The organism is Syntrophomonas sp. DTU019, assembly GCA_913757435.1.
Classification (GTDB): domain Bacteria; phylum Bacillota; class Syntrophomonadia; order Syntrophomonadales; family Syntrophomonadaceae; genus DTU019.
In genome coordinates, this window is the sequence record CAJYDM010000004.1 from 157,162 (window position 1) to 171,604 (window position 14,443).

The following is a 14,443-nucleotide window of genomic DNA, read 5'->3' on the forward strand; positions in this document are numbered from 1 at the left end:
GACTTTAGTCGCGAGTAGTTCAAAATTGAAAGGTCATTCTAGGATAGGCTTTTAACTGTGTATTCTCACTTCTTGCTTCAGAAGGAAGAATACCATGCATAGAATGAAAAGCACGGGAGAATGAATCAGCTGAATCATAACCATATTTGACAGCAACATCAATTATTCTCAAATTTGTATCTTTCAAATCAAGGGCAGCCAGCGTTAATCTCCTTCTTCGAATATATTCTGACAAACCAATTCCTGATAAAAAAGAAAACATCCTTTTAAAAGTAAGCGTCAAACAGCGAACACCTATAAATCAAGGTAAGCGTCAAAAACTTCACACATATGAGCGCAGCAACAAAAGGTGAGAAAATAACCTGAACACAAAAACAAGGAGGTGTTCAGGAATGATAGGCAATGATCTGCGCAGCCTGTGGGAACAGCGTCTGGCAGAATATCAAGCCAGCGGTAAAAGCATAGCTGCCTGGTGCAATGATCATTCAATCAAAGTACATCAATTTTACTATTGGCGTAAGAAGCTGCGCTTCGGCCAGGTGGACAACAATCAGCCTGTGAAATGGGTTTCCCTGGGATTCGACCGGGTAAGTCTTGACCCAGATACCATAGCAGTGCATATCGGACAAGCAACAATTGAGGTCAAAAAAGGATTTGATCAGCAGCTGTTGCGCGAGATCATGCAGGTCCTGCAGACAATATGATCAGTGAAATATCAAGCAGGCAGGTTTATCTGGCCTGCGGTAGTACTGATCTTAGAAAATCGATTGACGGATTGGCAGTGTTAGTCAAAGAATCGTTTGATCTGGATCCGTTTAGCCCGAGTCTATTTGTGTTCTGCAATCGCAAGCGTGACAAACTCAAGATATTGCAGTGGGAGCATAATGGCTTCTGGTTGCATTACCGGCGTTTGGAGCGCGGCAAGTTTAACTGGCCGACAGATAAAACCGAGGTGGTTAGCATCAGCTACCGCGAATTCCGCTGGCTACTGGATGGCTTATCTATAAAACAAACTCAGGCTCATAAAGCAGTTAAACAAAGAATTATTCTTTAACAGAAAACGGCTCTAAACCCGGATATTTAGGCATTTTAATAGTGCGAAAAGGCCGATTTTACGGTATAATATAGCTATGGATATGCAAGAAAATTCGGACTTGATAATTGAACAACTCAATGCTGAGATACTTAAACAGAACCAACAAATTGCTGAGCTTAATGCCAAATTAAAATGGTATGAGGAACAGTTCCGGTTGAGCCGTGCAAAGCAGTTCAGTGCTTCTAGTGAGAAGACTACTCCAGAACAGATCAGCCTGTTTAATGAAGCTGAAGATAGTGCGAACCCCGAGCTTGAAGAGCCGACCGTGGAAACGATCACATATCAGCGCAAGAAAAAGCAGGCCGGTCAGAGAGAAGACAAGCTTAAGGACCTGCCGGTTGAAGTTATCGAATACCGTCTTGAAGAACACGAGCAAGTCTGTCCATGCTGTAAGGGTGCCCTGCATGAGATGAGCACTCAGGTCAGGCAGGAACTTAAGATCATACCGGCCCAGGTTTCAGTCGTCAAACATGTCCAATACATATATGCTTGCCGTCAGTGCGAAACAGATAACATTACGACACCGATAATCAAGGCTGAAATGCCCAAGCCAATATTACCGGGCAGCCTGGCTTCCCCCTCCATATTGGCTTACATAATGGATCAAAAGTACACCAGCAGTCTGCCTTTGTACCGTCAGGAACAGCAGTTTTCGCGTCTGGGTATTGATCTGTCACGCCAGACCATGGCAAATTGGCTGCTAAATGCCGCCGATCCCTGGCTTAAGATAATCTATGACCGAATGCATGAGCAGCTGCTTCAGCGGGATATCCTGCATGCTGACGAGACAACCCTGCAAGTATTGAAAGAACCGGGCCGTTTAGCCGAATCAAAGTCCTACATGTGGCTCTACCGAACTGGAAGGGATGGGCCAGCTATTGTTCTGTATGATTACCAGACAACTAGAGCCAGCAAACATCCGAACAGTTTCTTGTCTGGATTTACGGGCTATCTGCAAACCGATGGCTACAGTGGCTATGGAAAACTGGCTGGTGTGACACTGGTCGGCTGCTGGGCGCATGCACGCAGGAAATTTACCGAAGCACTAAAGGCATTGCCGACTGAGCAAAAAGACAAGCCGGTGGCAGCTAGTGTGGGTTTAGATTACTGCAATCGATTATTTGCTATTGAGCGGCAATTGAAAGAGCTATCCAGCCAGGAACGTTACGAAAGACGGCTGGAGTTAAGCAAACCGGTGCTTGATGACTTTTATATCTGGCTCAAAAAGCAGCGGCAACAAACTCTGCCTAAGAGCGCCTTTGGTAAGGCCATCACTTACTGTTTGAACCAATGGGATGATTTAAACCACTTCTTGCTGGATGGAAGGTTGGAGATAGATAACAATCGGGCGGAGCGCTCGATTAAGCCGTTCGTTATTGGCCGGAATTATGTTTTGAATATATTTATGTGCCATAGGGAAACGAAGCGTATTGTAACGCGTCGTTTCCCATGGAAAAGTCGGCTCATAAATGAATCGTCATAACGAATCCAAAAACGTCATGATAGACGCATCGGGTGTGAAGTGGTAGGATGAATGACCGGAATCGCCCATTTTTTCTAGAGCCTGGCGCTTCATTTCCAGATCCGCCTCCATATATTTATGTGTCGTGATGATACTCTCGTGCCCAAGCCAGATAGCGATTGTCGAGATGTCGACGCCGGATTGCAACATCCGCAGAGCCGTCGTGTGCCGGAAGGTATGGGGCGTTATGTTCTTCTTTGAAAGCGAGGGAATCTCTTCAGAAGCCTTCTGCTTCAGGCAATCCAAGCGGTAACGGACACCAGAACGCGTTAAGTTACCATCCAAACAATTCGCAAACAAATTGCCGGTTTCATTGCGGGCGTAATCACGCATGTAATCGGCAAGATATTTCGCGGTGCTTTTCCACAAGGGGACATGACGCTCTTTGCGGCCTTTTCCGTTTATCCGGATGTAGGTCGCAGTGTTTCGGCTGTCGATGTGGATGTCGTCCAGCTTAAGTCCGACCAGCTCGGATACCCTGACGCCGGTGTTGTAAAGTAGAAGGAGCATTAGCATATCCCTGCGTCCAAGTGCCGTATCCGTTTTGCAGGCGTTTTGCATGGCGGCAAATTCGTCCTCCGTCAGAAACTCCATCTGCCGCTTCACGGTCTTTCGGAACGGCACCATCAGGCTCCTGTTGAGCAGTCCGCTGTACTCAGGCAATTGGAAGATCATGTACTTGACGAAACTATGCAGAGCTGCGAGTCGGCTGTTGACAGTCTTGGGGCTGTTACCCCGTTCCTTGTCCAGGTAAGATAAGAACCCCAAAATGTGATCCACGTCAAATTGGGCGATAGACATTTCGGATGGGGTTACGCCACAACACGTTTCATTATATCTGAAATAAATGCGAACGTGTCCCTATAGGATTTGATTGTTTCCGGCGACACATTCCGCTGAGCCATCAACCATTGCAAGAAGTATTTTTGAATCAACGTCTGGATATCATTGTTTTTCATACGCCATCACCCCCAATGCGATTCTCGAATTTCCGGGCGGCAATTTCGAGAAGTTCAGGAGTGCCGGACAGATACCAATAGGTGTCTTCCGGCTTCACATGACCCATATACGCTGACAGCAGGTAGAACTTCCAGTTTACGTCCTCCCCAGCTTCATACCAGCGTTTGATCGTGTTGCAGGCAAAGGTATGGCGGAGATCGTAAAGCCTTGGCGGTTTTTCTGTGTCACAGAATACCAGCGGCCGGATTAACTTAAATGCGTACTCAAACGCACGCGTGTTGAACCGGCGGCCATATGAGGTGACAAAAAAGTAACCGTCATCATTCTTTACGCCGATTTTACTTTCAATGAAAGCCCGATACTCTGATAGTCTGGCAATCACGGTATGATGCAGCGGCACAAGGCGGGTTTTTTTGAATTTTGAGCTATTTATGAATAGATACCCTTCTTTAATCCGTACATCGGCGATTTTCAGGGACGTGAGCTCGGAAACACGGATTCCCGTGGCATACATGAGTCCAATGGCCGATGCTACAGTGTAAGCACGGATCCCATCCGGCGAATAAAGGCTGCCCGCATGGTGCATCAGCGACAGAACTTCACCATCTGTATAGATATATGGAGTCGTACGCAGGTGCGCTTTGCCGAAGATGCCGTTTGGCAGTATCTGTGTTTGTTCATCAAAAGCAGAGATATATACAGCAAAGGTGTGGAGCGTTTCAAGGCGGCGTGCCATATATTTGCGGGTAAAATTCTTGTCCAAAGAGGCCCATTGTATGGCCAGCTCCGCTGTGAGCGATCCATCATGCCCGATATCCCTGGTATATTTCGCAAATCGCCTAAGTTCCTGCGATTCGATTTTTATCACATAGCCCAAACTACGTTTGTATTCGATATATTCTTCGATTTGCCGGGTAATGCGGTTGCTATTCAACACTGCGCTCACCTCCCGGCCAAGATGACGCCACCGACAAAAGCCCGACTAGGTCAGTTTTCGTGTAATGAGTTGTTGAGTTGAGGGATTCATGTCCAAGTATGTCGGCGGTTAGTTTCAGCGAATTCCCAGAATTGTACAGCTTAGTCGCCGCTGTACGCCTTAGTATATGCGTACCACAGGCATTATCCTCAAGACCGGCTTTCGCGCAGTTCCTGCGTATAACACCGCGGACTTGACTGCATCCCATCGGTTCACCACGCTGATGACTAAACTGGACAAAAAGCGTCCTACATGAAGTTTGCGGGCGGGCCTGCACCAGATATTCAACCAAGGCGTTTCCCATCATTGCCGACAACGGCAATATACGGTCAGAGCCGTTTTTCGTGTTACGCACCGTCACACAGCCGTCATACCAATTAAAATCGTCCAGCGATAGCGCAGCTACCTCGGAACATCTTAGCGCAAGTTCGGTAAAAAATAGAATGATACAGCGATTTCGCTTCCCGGTAGCTGTGTTCCCATCCGGGATCATATGCAGAGTGTTGAAAATATTTATGTCAATGGTCGTCGGGAAAGCGGATTTCTTCCATACAGCAGGAGAAAGAGGCAGACGAAAGATGGATGGATGTACCGGTTGTCCGTAAAATGCCTGGCATCGAAAAAAGTTGCGTATCGATGTGACCATGCGGCCCTTTGAAGAATCTGAGAGCGCAGCAAGCCGTTCCACCACATATTTGCGGATATCCCCTGCCGTCAACCCCTCGGGGAAGCCCTGCGGGTTGTGTAAGAAAGCGTGTTCCAGGAACCAGCGCACATGGTTGACTTCCGAATTGACAGTGTCTTCTTTAATGTGTTTGACCTCCAGGGAATACTCGCGGAAGCATTGAAGCAAGCCTGCTAGCTCAGGTGTTGAAGTTGTTTCGGATTTGGTTTTTAGTCTTCCGCCGCTAATCATCATGTAATACAAGCTCAATGCGGCACGGCAATACTTGAAGGTTCGTGGGTTATTCATTCTTTCGCTTTCAAGAAAGGCTTTGATAGCTTCTTTTAATGTGTCTGTCTGCAGTAATTTGCTTTGCCGCAAGAACCGCGAAAGATAGGTGCAGTAACCGGTGACCGTTGCATCAGTGTACTCCTGCTTTCGCATATACCCTTTGAATCTTTCAAGCTCGCGGCGTGTGTCTTCGCCAATTTTGAATGTTGGCATAATAACAGTGCTCCTTTCAAAAATTTTGCACTGTTATTCTACAATATCCAGGACTGTGCCTCCGCTGCGTTTACGCTGAGCACATAAATATACTCAAAACATAATTCCGGTTATGTGCGTGAGAACATAACCGGAAGAACTTCTTGTTCTCTAACACCCCCCGAGGTGCCAAGGGGAGTGCAATCATATACAGCATAATCGAAACGGCTAAGGAGAATAATCTGAAGCCCTACAATTACCTTGTTTATCTGTTTGAACACTTACCCAATGTAAATACGCAAGATTCTGCAACCATAGATGGCTTGCTACCCTGGTCAGATTCACTGCCAGTTGATTGCAGAATGCCAGATCATAAGGATACTACAAGTGATTCTTGATTTATAGGTGTTCACTGTTTGACGCTTACTTTTATCAAGACCAATAAAAAGGGCCAACAAAAAGAACATCCCTCTGTTGGCCCTGTATTCGCCTATTTATTTGAATAATCGTCCCCCTGCCTGCCTTGTCTGTTCTCAATATTTGCAGCTTTATTCCTTATTTGATTAACTAGTTCAAAAACGGAGTCCACATCGTCAATATCATAGAAAACAGGTATCCATTCATACGCTTGGCCATGTAGCAATGGATCCCGTCCAAAAATCTTTTGTATCTTCATGTGAGCAACAAAATCCATTCCACTATTACCACCAGTTGCTTGAGAAAATGGTATATTGCCGAATTCTATGCTACCTATGCCATTTCTACTAACTCTCTTTTTCAATTTAGATATATTATTAATATCTAATTCATTTTTAATTGCCCCAGCGTTTTCGTTGAATATGATTATTCGCTTATTGGTAATATAATATCTAGTGTTCTTCTTGTTAAAATATTTGACAATAAACCTGCCGAATGCAAAGTAAATGATAGGCAGTAGAAAAATAAATCCACCTAAATCAATGTCTCCTAACCATAACTCCAACAATAGAGGAAATAAGCATAATAAACCTATAGGGATATAAATACAGTCCCAAACATTAAAAAGAATACTAGGATTCGGGAATCCTTCCCATTGGATAGTTTCATTCCTGACCAGGTGCTTTTCTATGTCGCCATAATGTTGTTGCATATTAATATTATTTCCCATATCATCTTTGCCATGGCCATCTCGGCCATCTCCATTTGATTGGCATCCAAGTGTGACTTCTATTACCATGAACTTCAAGAGGTGGCGATATTTTCCCCCCAATAGAAGTGGTTTGACCGATGTAATCATCACCGATATTCACCTCTTCTCCAACACTAAAGACACTTATAGTTCCCGAACCGCCAAAATTTGTGGTCCATCCTTCTAGGCTTTCAATAGAATTAGTATTTGTTGTTGAACGTACCACACTTACCCCAGCACTTGGAGTCCCGCCGCCTGTAAACGGGGTAATAACACTGAATGCAACACCATTATCCCCGTTTTTATCGTTAACATATTGAACTTGCACTCCCACGGCTGGGCCTGCAGCAATTTGTGCATTAATCCCATAACCTTTAGTTCCCTGATACCATTCCGGATGCCTGGCCCTCAGCACTTGATCATTTGTAAAAACAACACCATATTCATCTTGATAACAGTTATTAGCCTTAAGCTGGGCATCTGCCCAAGCTACAACTCCAGGGTCGGAACTGTTTAATAGATTATTAAGATAAATATATTGATTAACGCTCCATTCAGCAGTAGCTGCTGACAGTCCGCTCGGATCAAGATAAATTATCGGGTTATTCTCCACATACGTATACAAATTCAAACTCAGCGGGTTGGTAATATCCCCTTCCACACTGTCTTTGGAAGTAAACCTGCCCAAGACCGGGTCGTAGTATCTGGCTCTGAGATAATACAGCCCGCTCTCATTGTCGTAGTATTCTCCGGCATAGCGGATGGGGTTGGCTATCTGTTCGCTTTCGCTGGTGAGGTTGCCCCACTCGTCATAATCGTAGCTGTTTACTATGTTACCGGATTCATCGCTTAAGGCAATCACATCTCCGTGGCCGTTGTAGAGGTAGTAGTAATAATTGCTGCCTATTTTCCTGGCTAATGGTTTGTTGCCCCACATGATCTCTGCGGTGACCTGGTTGTTGCCGTCAGCTTCAGCAATAACCCTGCCGGCATTGTCGCAATAATAACGGGTGGCGCCATCGAGGGTTATCTTCTTGTCCTTAAGCCTTCAGCGTCGTATTCATATGTATAAGTAGGACCGTTGGGGGTAGTATAGCTTTCTGCTTCTCCCCACTCGTTGTAGGTGAAGCTTCCAGGGTTGAAGTCTTCACTGGTCATGGTGCTGCCGGTCATACTGGTGCGGTTACCTCGGCTGTCGTAGCTGTAATTGATCTGGCTGGTGTCCGGCCTGATGGTTCTTACCAGGCGGTTGATGTCATCATATTCGTAGCTGGTGGTGGTGCTGCTGACTTGATCGGTAACCCTGGTTATATTCCCATTCTTGTCATACTCATAGCTGAAGGATGATAGCGTAGTGCTGCCTTTTTTATTTACCAGTCTTATCAGCCTTCTTGCATTGTCATAGCTGTAGTCGGTGATGATGCCGTTGGCGTAGGTAAGCTTTTTGATGGTGCCGTCGCCGTTGTATTCGTAGGCAAAGGTTTTAGTACCGGCGGTTATGCTCTCGGGCCGGTTTAAGCTGTCGATCTCATAATCCAGGCTCAAGCCGAAGGGGCCGGTCATATTGATGCAGTTGCCGTTGAGATCATAGTCAAAAGTTACCGGGAGGGCATTAACGGTTCTTTCTACAGTAAGTCCGATGCTGGAGTAGCTGTAGTCTATGCCGTTTCCGCCTCCGGTTACGGTGCATCTTTCGATGCCACCCAAGGGGTGGTAGTAGTAATTGATGCTCTTGTTATTGACGCTGGCTTGACTGAGCTGGCTGTCGTCATAGTACTGGTAGGCAAAGAGCTGTTCTTCGGGGTCTTCCTGCTGGGACATGAGGCCCTGGGGGTTGTAATAAAAAGAGCCAACGAAAAGAACATCAGACTGTTGGCTCCTGCGCAAAAGCATACCCCCCTTTAGGTGAACTGAACCCCGGATAGTGGACAATGCATCAAAGCCATCACATTCTTATTAGACCCATCATAAGTAATGCCTATCAATTCTTAGAAATATTAAACCTCGATTCCACTGCAAAAACCCCAAAAATATTGTAAAACAGCAGGATAAACCACTGTGAATATCGAAGTAATAGTTAGAAATTTAAAGCAAATAAAAGATAAACTAACTTTAGGGTGGTTTTGCAGTATGTTCCGTAAAAACGATAGTCACTATCAAGATGAACTTTTTAGCCATTACCAGTCCATGAGACCAAGTGTAGCCAAACTACTAAACAAAACCTGGGCACCAGTTTTCTATGAACATGTTTTTTGTAAAATCAACGAAGATCTGTTTGCCCCCATGTATTGTCTTGATACCGGCAGACCCAATGTTCCAGTTAATATACTGATGTCATTAGAGATTATCAAAAACATGTTTGGTTATACTGATCAAGAATTAATCGAGCAGTTCTACTTTAACTTCCAGGTCAATTATGCCCTAGGTATAAGAAACCTGGGTGAGGTTTACCTGGCTGAACGTACCCTTTACGAATTCAGAGAAAGAGTTTATAGGCACATATTAGAGTATCCCGAGCAAGATGAAGTGATTTTCCAACAGTTTGAAATCCTAACCAAGAATTTTATCGAACAAGCCGGGATAAAAACCGATGACCAGCGTATGGATTCTACCTTGATTTCTCCCAATATCAAGAAAGCCGGTAGACTCTCGTTAGCCCTGGATGTATTGGTTCAAGCGGTAAGAGGCATTGCTTCTAACATGCTTTCCGATAATCTCAAACAAGTGTTAAGAGATAGCTTCAGAACTGATTTACTATACAGAACTAGAAATCAGGAACTGGAAAGCAGGTTCCAGAAAGTCCTTAACCTCATGCAAGAGGTAGATAACTTGGCAAATAAGGATCGTAACCTTGCTTCAAAACGAGAAATGGTTCTGCTTAAGCGTTTTCTAGGCGAACAGGCTGCCTTCGATGAATCTAAGGGAATATGGCTCGCCAAGCCCAGTAGTGAAATTGAAAGCGGTTCCCTGCAATCAGCTTATGATAGTGACGCTACCTTCCGTAACAAAGCGGGTAAGAACCATAGCGGCTACGTTTTAAACGTGAGCGAAACCAGTAGCAAAGAAAACCCGATTCAGGTGATTACCGACTTTTCAGTACAACCCAATAACATCAGCGATGTAGAGATGGCTAAGGAGCGCATACCCATCATCAAACAAAGGACGGATGTAAAGGACATCTACTTAGATGGAGGTTACTACGGCCAAGAGGTCATAGAAATGGCAGATGAGCTAGAGGTTAACCTACACTATACAGATATGACCGGACGTAAGGCTCCATCAGATAAACTTTCCACAACCAGTTTTAAGTTTGATGATGATATGAAAATAATCAGTTGTCCCCAGGGCAAGATCCCATTTAGAAGCGATTTCAATCCCGGTTCCAAGACTAGCAGTTGCCACTTCAAACACGAGGATTGCCAAGGATGCCCGAATTTTGATATATGTCCAGTAAAGACCCAGAAGAAAGACCGGATATTACGGGTTAGTTTAAAAACCATCCAGGCTGACCGGGTTAGAGATCAAATACACAATATTGCGGTCAGACGTGAAAACACCAGTTATCGTGCTGGAATCGAAGCAACCAACTCCGCTCTAAAAAGAGGGGAAGATCTGAATAACCTTTACACACGTGGCGTGCTAAAAACTTACTTGGTCACTGCTTACAAAATTATAGCCCGAAATATTAAGCAGTTTTCCCGGATGGCTCTGGGCAAGCTAAGGAAGCCGAAAAGGCCAAAAGCAGGGATATTATGCCCAAATTTAGGTTAACGAACACAAAACCATAGTAATGGAGGTCTAAATTAGCGATCTTCAGTTGAAAAAGAACTTTTTGAGCTATCTGCTCAAGACAATTTTTACTATTGAAAACCCCCATAGGGGTTAAACAACCTGTTTTTGCAGTGGAATCAACCTCAGATTCTGTCCATTTCAAAAAGATATTTAGGAATAAATCCTTAATTTTCTTTATTTCTTGTCTCCTAATTATTTCTGTATACGAGATATAAGATATTGAAACCAATAATACTAAAGTTGGTAAAATCCAGGTTAGTATCGGTGATTGATCCAAGGGTATGTCGCCCAAGATTATTCCGAGAATATAAAGCAAAGAGAAAAAAAATAATACCATACTTAATATCCAAATAAAGGCTCTCAAAACAATGTTCTTTGAAAATTTGGCGTCGATCTTAGTTTTATTTACCCCATATGTATCAAATACAACCTTTAACGAAATCTCTGGATACCCAAAACCTCTGCCAATAATTAATGCACCACCATTAGTTGCTTTATAACTGTATTTCGGGGGCATAAAAGATTCAGATATTTCATAATAATCAGGTAAATTTGACTTTATGGCCTTAAGACATTCATCTGGATTTATGGACACTATTACTTCCAAGTCTTTCAGATTTACCTCCTCCAATCTATCAAATATTAAAACTTACTTAATATATTCTTTATCGTTTTGATTGGGTTCCAAGCTTGTGTTTGAATAGTGTAACTCTTACCAGTGTATACAGATGGACTAACTGGGCTTAGATCAGTATATTTTAGTATTTGAATATTGCCGCCAGAATAATTGTCTCCAAATACCCTTCCAGCGCTAAATGGGCCATATCCTCCTCCGGCTATGGTACTTGGCCCATTAATATCCTGGTAATTATCAGCATCAGTCCACATTATTGACCCTCCTAATCCACCAGCAGGGGTTGTTGCTAATCCACTTACGGAGGAATATGCTGAAACGCCCTCATGACTAAAATTCAATCCAACTTCCGCTTGGCCTCCTATACCCATGCCAAGAGAACCTCCTATTCCAATTTGTAACGTTCCTGAGTACCATTCCGGATGCCTTGCCCTGAGCACTTGATCATTTGTAAAAATAACACCATATTCATCTTCATAACAGTTATTAGCTTTGAGTTGCGCATCTGCCCAGGCTACAACTCCAGGATCGGAACTAGATAGCAATCTAGTTAAATAGTCATATTGATTAGCGCTCCATTCAGCAGTAGCTGCAGACAGTCCGCTTGGGTCAATATATATTAATGGATTATTCTCCACATACGTATACAAATTCAAACTCAGCGGGTTGGTAATATCCCCTTCCACACTGTCTTTGGAAATGAATCTGCCTAAAAGTGGGTCGTAGTATCTGGCTCTGAGATAATACAGTCCGCTCTCATTGTCGTAGTATTCTCCCGAATAGCGGATGGGGTTTGATATTTGCTCGCTTTCGCTGGTGACATTGCCCCACTCGTCGTAACCGTAGCTGTTTACTATGTTACCGGATTCATCGGTTAAGGCAATCACATCTCCGTGGCCGTTGTAGAGGTAGTAGTAATAATTGCTGCCTACCTTTCTGGCTAATGGTTTGTTGCCCCAGATGATCTCCGCGGTGACCTGGTTACTGCCGTCGGCTTCGGCTATGACTCGTCCGGCGTTGTCACAATAATATCGGGTAGTTCCATTGTTGGTTATCTTCTTGGTCCTTAAACCTTCGGCGTCGTATTCATAGCTGGTTGTTACTCCTTCAGGGGTAGTATAACTTTCTGCCTCTCCCCACTCGTTGTAGGTGAATGTTCCGGGGCTGAAGTCTTCACGAGTAATTGTGCTGCCGGTCATCTCGGTGCGGTTGCCCCGGCTGTCGTAGCTGTAATTGATCTGGCTGGCGTCCGGCCTGGTGGTTCTTACCAGGCGGTTGATGTCATCATATTCGTAGCTGGTGGTGGTGCTAGTTACCTCATCGGTAACGCTGGTTATATTCCCATTCTTATCATACTCATAGCTGAAGGATGATAGCGTAGTGCTGCCTTTTATATTTACCAGGCTTATGAGCCGTTTCATATTGTCATAGCTGTAGTCGGTGGTAATCCCGTTGGCGTAGGTGAGCTTTTTGATGGTGCCGTCGCCGTTGTATTCGTAGGCAAAGGTTTTAGTACCGGCGGTTATGCTCTCGGGCCGGTTTAAGCTGTCGATCTCATAATCCAGGCTCAAACCAAAGGGGCCGGTCATATTGATGCAGTTGCCGTTGAGATCATACTCGAAGCTTACCGGCAGAGCATTAACGGTTCTTTGCACAGTAAGTCCAATGCTGGAGTAGCTGTAGTCTATGCCGTTTCCGCCGCCGGTTACGGTGTATCTTTCGATGCCGCCCAAGGGGTGGTAGTAGTAATTGATGCTCTTGTTATTGACGCTGGCTTGACTGAGCTGGCTGTCGTCATAGTACTGGTAGGCAAAGAGCTGTTCTTCGGGGTCTTCTTGCTGGGACATTAATCCCCGAGGGTTGTATTGATAGCTATAGGTAAATCCCAGAGGATCGCTTTTGGAGGTTAGAATCCCTCTTTCGTCATAGCCTTTGCTGGTAACGAATTCTGTGCCGCCTTCATATTGAGTCTGGCTGTTTAAGCCGCCCAGGCGGTCATATTCATAGTCAGTGGTTTCATTTAATGCGTTGGTGACGCTGATCAAGCGGTTTAACGGGTCATATTCGTAATGGGTGCTATGCTCTTCCGGATCAATGCGGCTGATCATATTGCCGGCCAAATCATACTCATAGGTTTCTTCTACCACATCGGGATCTTCATATCCTTCCGGATAGGCCATCCTGGATATGATCTGGCCCCATTGGTCGCTGGTCTCGGTATAGTCGTTTTGACGAGTGCCGCCATCCGGTATCAGGTAAGTGGTTTTGCTTCGGCCAACTATATCGTATTCAAAATGCTGCTGATTGCCTAAAGCGTCTTGAACCTCTTTGATGCGGTTCATTTCGTCGTATTGATAATCGGTCTGGTTGCTGCCGGGATCTGTGTAGCTTAAGAGCTGGCCGTAAGCGTTGTATTGATAGCTGCTTTCCAGCCATTGACTCTTGTCGTTGTCCCAAACCGCATCTTTAATTAGATTACCGTGGCTGTCGTAGTAGCTGTCTTTTATGGCAATCGGGGTTTCGTCCCGCCATTTTTCCTGGTGCACCTGCAAGACTCGTATGCCATCAAGCAGTGGATAACTGTAGCTGAAATGGTCTTCTGTCATATAGCTGCCGTTTATACCGGTGGAAGGGGGATAGACGATGGATTCCACTCTTCCCATACTGTCATAGCTGTAGGTAACCGTGTTATTAGCCGCGTCGGTTTCGCTGGCCACCGTTCCCCACAGGTAATCATAGCTTTTGTGGGATACCGCGGTCTTTGCTTCGCCGTTTTCAGTATAGTGCTGAGTAATCGCGGTAGGATAGGCTTTGGTGCCCGAGGCATCGCTGTAGCTCAGCTCGGTCACGCTGCTTCCGCCGCCGGGCAAAAGTGAACGAGAGACCCGTCCCCCCGTTCACCCTAATTTATTGTATACTTCATATGCCTTTGATTGTACTTCCTCTTCACTGTAATACACTCTTGACTTTGTTAAATCATCCGCGAACGGGGAAAATCTGGACGTTATTACTAAGAGTTCCCAAAATAATTCATGTTCCTTGCTACTTAAAGAATTATCACAACGCAATTCAAATGTATACATTTGATTAAATTCATCACAAAAAGTGTCAGTTTTATATTGTCCTGCTAGGTACTCTGTAAGTAGGT

12 protein-coding genes and 3 pseudogenes are annotated in these 14,443 nt (G+C 44.8%); 5 read left to right on the plus strand and 10 right to left on the minus strand.

Features of this window, described 5'->3' with window-relative positions; all coding sequences use genetic code 11:
* Positions 1-25 precede the first annotated feature (25 nt).
* Positions 26-271, minus strand: a pseudogene (locus AC15IQ_RS11370) (helix-turn-helix transcriptional regulator); the annotation flags it as partial.
* A gap of 121 nt (positions 272-392) precedes the next feature.
* Between AC15IQ_RS11370 and tnpA the strand changes: the two are divergent.
* The 3 genes and pseudogenes from tnpA to tnpC form a co-directional block, all read left to right on the plus strand.
* On the plus strand, positions 393-704 hold the full coding sequence (gene tnpA / locus AC15IQ_RS11375) for an IS66 family insertion sequence element accessory protein TnpA (RefSeq protein WP_483179266.1): 312 nt from the start codon (positions 393-395) through the stop codon (positions 702-704).
* Complete coding sequence (gene tnpB / locus AC15IQ_RS11380; protein WP_483179017.1) at positions 701-1,054, plus strand: IS66 family insertion sequence element accessory protein TnpB; 354 nt, start codon at positions 701-703, stop codon at positions 1,052-1,054. Before tnpA ends, tnpB begins: the two co-directional genes overlap by 4 nt.
* 76 nt (positions 1,055-1,130) lie before the next feature.
* A pseudogene (gene tnpC, locus AC15IQ_RS11385) lies at positions 1,131-2,480 on the plus strand (IS66 family transposase); the annotation flags it as partial.
* 93 nt (positions 2,481-2,573) lie between these two features.
* On the opposite strand, the gene AC15IQ_RS11390 reads toward tnpC, so the two are convergent.
* From AC15IQ_RS11390 to AC15IQ_RS11405, 4 genes are read right to left on the minus strand one after another with little or no spacing between them, the layout of a single operon-like run.
* A complete protein-coding gene (locus AC15IQ_RS11390; RefSeq protein WP_483179267.1) occupies positions 2,574-3,419 on the minus strand; it encodes a tyrosine-type recombinase/integrase in 846 nt (281 codons plus the stop codon).
* A gap of 11 nt (positions 3,420-3,430) precedes the next feature.
* Positions 3,431-3,577, minus strand: a complete 147-nt coding sequence (locus tag AC15IQ_RS11395) for a hypothetical protein (protein ID WP_483179269.1) — start codon at positions 3,575-3,577, stop codon at positions 3,431-3,433.
* Entirely contained in the window at positions 3,574-4,515 is a 942-nt protein-coding gene (locus AC15IQ_RS11400; protein WP_483179271.1) for a tyrosine-type recombinase/integrase, read from the minus strand. Before AC15IQ_RS11400 ends, AC15IQ_RS11395 begins: the two co-directional genes overlap by 4 nt.
* Positions 4,505-5,722, minus strand: a complete 1,218-nt coding sequence (locus AC15IQ_RS11405; RefSeq protein ID WP_483179273.1) for a tyrosine-type recombinase/integrase — start codon at positions 5,720-5,722, stop codon at positions 4,505-4,507. Before AC15IQ_RS11405 ends, AC15IQ_RS11400 begins: the two co-directional genes overlap by 11 nt.
* Before the next feature lie 131 nt (positions 5,723-5,853).
* Between AC15IQ_RS11405 and AC15IQ_RS11410 the strand changes: the two are divergent.
* Positions 5,854-6,099: pseudogene (locus AC15IQ_RS11410) on the plus strand (transposase domain-containing protein); the annotation flags it as partial.
* Positions 6,100-6,191: 92 nt separating this feature from the next.
* Here the strand turns inward: AC15IQ_RS11410 and AC15IQ_RS11415 are convergent.
* From AC15IQ_RS11415 to AC15IQ_RS11425, 3 genes are all read right to left on the minus strand, one after another.
* On the minus strand, positions 6,192-6,917 hold the full coding sequence (locus AC15IQ_RS11415; protein WP_483179274.1) for a hypothetical protein: 726 nt from the start codon (positions 6,915-6,917) through the stop codon (positions 6,192-6,194).
* Positions 6,850-7,806, minus strand: a complete 957-nt coding sequence (locus AC15IQ_RS11420) for an RHS repeat-associated core domain-containing protein (RefSeq protein ID WP_483179276.1) — start codon at positions 7,804-7,806, stop codon at positions 6,850-6,852. The genes AC15IQ_RS11415 and AC15IQ_RS11420 overlap by 68 nt, the downstream gene beginning before the upstream one ends.
* A gap of 89 nt (positions 7,807-7,895) precedes the next feature.
* Complete coding sequence (locus AC15IQ_RS11425; RefSeq protein ID WP_483179278.1) at positions 7,896-8,756, minus strand: RHS repeat domain-containing protein; 861 nt, start codon at positions 8,754-8,756, stop codon at positions 7,896-7,898.
* Between the two features lie 243 nt (positions 8,757-8,999).
* Here AC15IQ_RS11425 and AC15IQ_RS11430 point away from each other — a divergent pair, with 243 nt between their 5' ends.
* The gene (locus AC15IQ_RS11430) at positions 9,000-10,640 is read left to right on the plus strand and encodes a transposase (protein ID WP_483179010.1); all 1,641 of its coding nucleotides are present in this window, start codon (positions 9,000-9,002) and stop codon (positions 10,638-10,640) included.
* Here the strand turns inward: AC15IQ_RS11430 and AC15IQ_RS11435 are convergent.
* Both AC15IQ_RS11435 and AC15IQ_RS11440 read right to left on the minus strand, forming a co-directional pair.
* The gene (locus AC15IQ_RS11435) at positions 10,555-11,268 is read right to left on the minus strand and encodes a hypothetical protein (protein ID WP_483179279.1); all 714 of its coding nucleotides are present in this window, start codon (positions 11,266-11,268) and stop codon (positions 10,555-10,557) included. The genes AC15IQ_RS11430 and AC15IQ_RS11435 overlap by 86 nt on opposite strands.
* Before the next feature lie 35 nt (positions 11,269-11,303).
* A complete protein-coding gene (locus AC15IQ_RS11440) occupies positions 11,304-14,165 on the minus strand; it encodes an RHS repeat-associated core domain-containing protein (protein ID WP_483179281.1) in 2,862 nt (953 codons plus the stop codon).
* Positions 14,166-14,443 lie beyond the last annotated feature (278 nt).

Coding starts and splice junctions, on each gene's coding strand:
- tnpA (WP_483179266.1), top strand. CDS start 393: ATGATAGGCAATGATCTGCGCAGCCTGTGGGAACAGCGTCTGGCAGAA.
- tnpB (WP_483179017.1), top strand. CDS start 701: ATGATCAGTGAAATATCAAGCAGGCAGGTTTATCTGGCCTGCGGTAGT.
- AC15IQ_RS11390 (WP_483179267.1), bottom strand. CDS start 3,419: ATGTCTATCGCCCAATTTGACGTGGATCACATTTTGGGGTTCTTATCT.
- AC15IQ_RS11395 (WP_483179269.1), bottom strand. CDS start 3,577: ATGAAAAACAATGATATCCAGACGTTGATTCAAAAATACTTCTTGCAA.
- AC15IQ_RS11405 (WP_483179273.1), bottom strand. CDS start 5,722: ATGCCAACATTCAAAATTGGCGAAGACACACGCCGCGAGCTTGAAAGA.
- AC15IQ_RS11415 (WP_483179274.1), bottom strand. CDS start 6,917: ATGGTAATAGAAGTCACACTTGGATGCCAATCAAATGGAGATGGCCGA.
- AC15IQ_RS11420 (WP_483179276.1), bottom strand. CDS start 7,806: ATGTGGGGCAACAAACCATTAGCCAGGAAAATAGGCAGCAATTATTAC.
- AC15IQ_RS11430 (WP_483179010.1), top strand. CDS start 9,000: ATGTTCCGTAAAAACGATAGTCACTATCAAGATGAACTTTTTAGCCAT.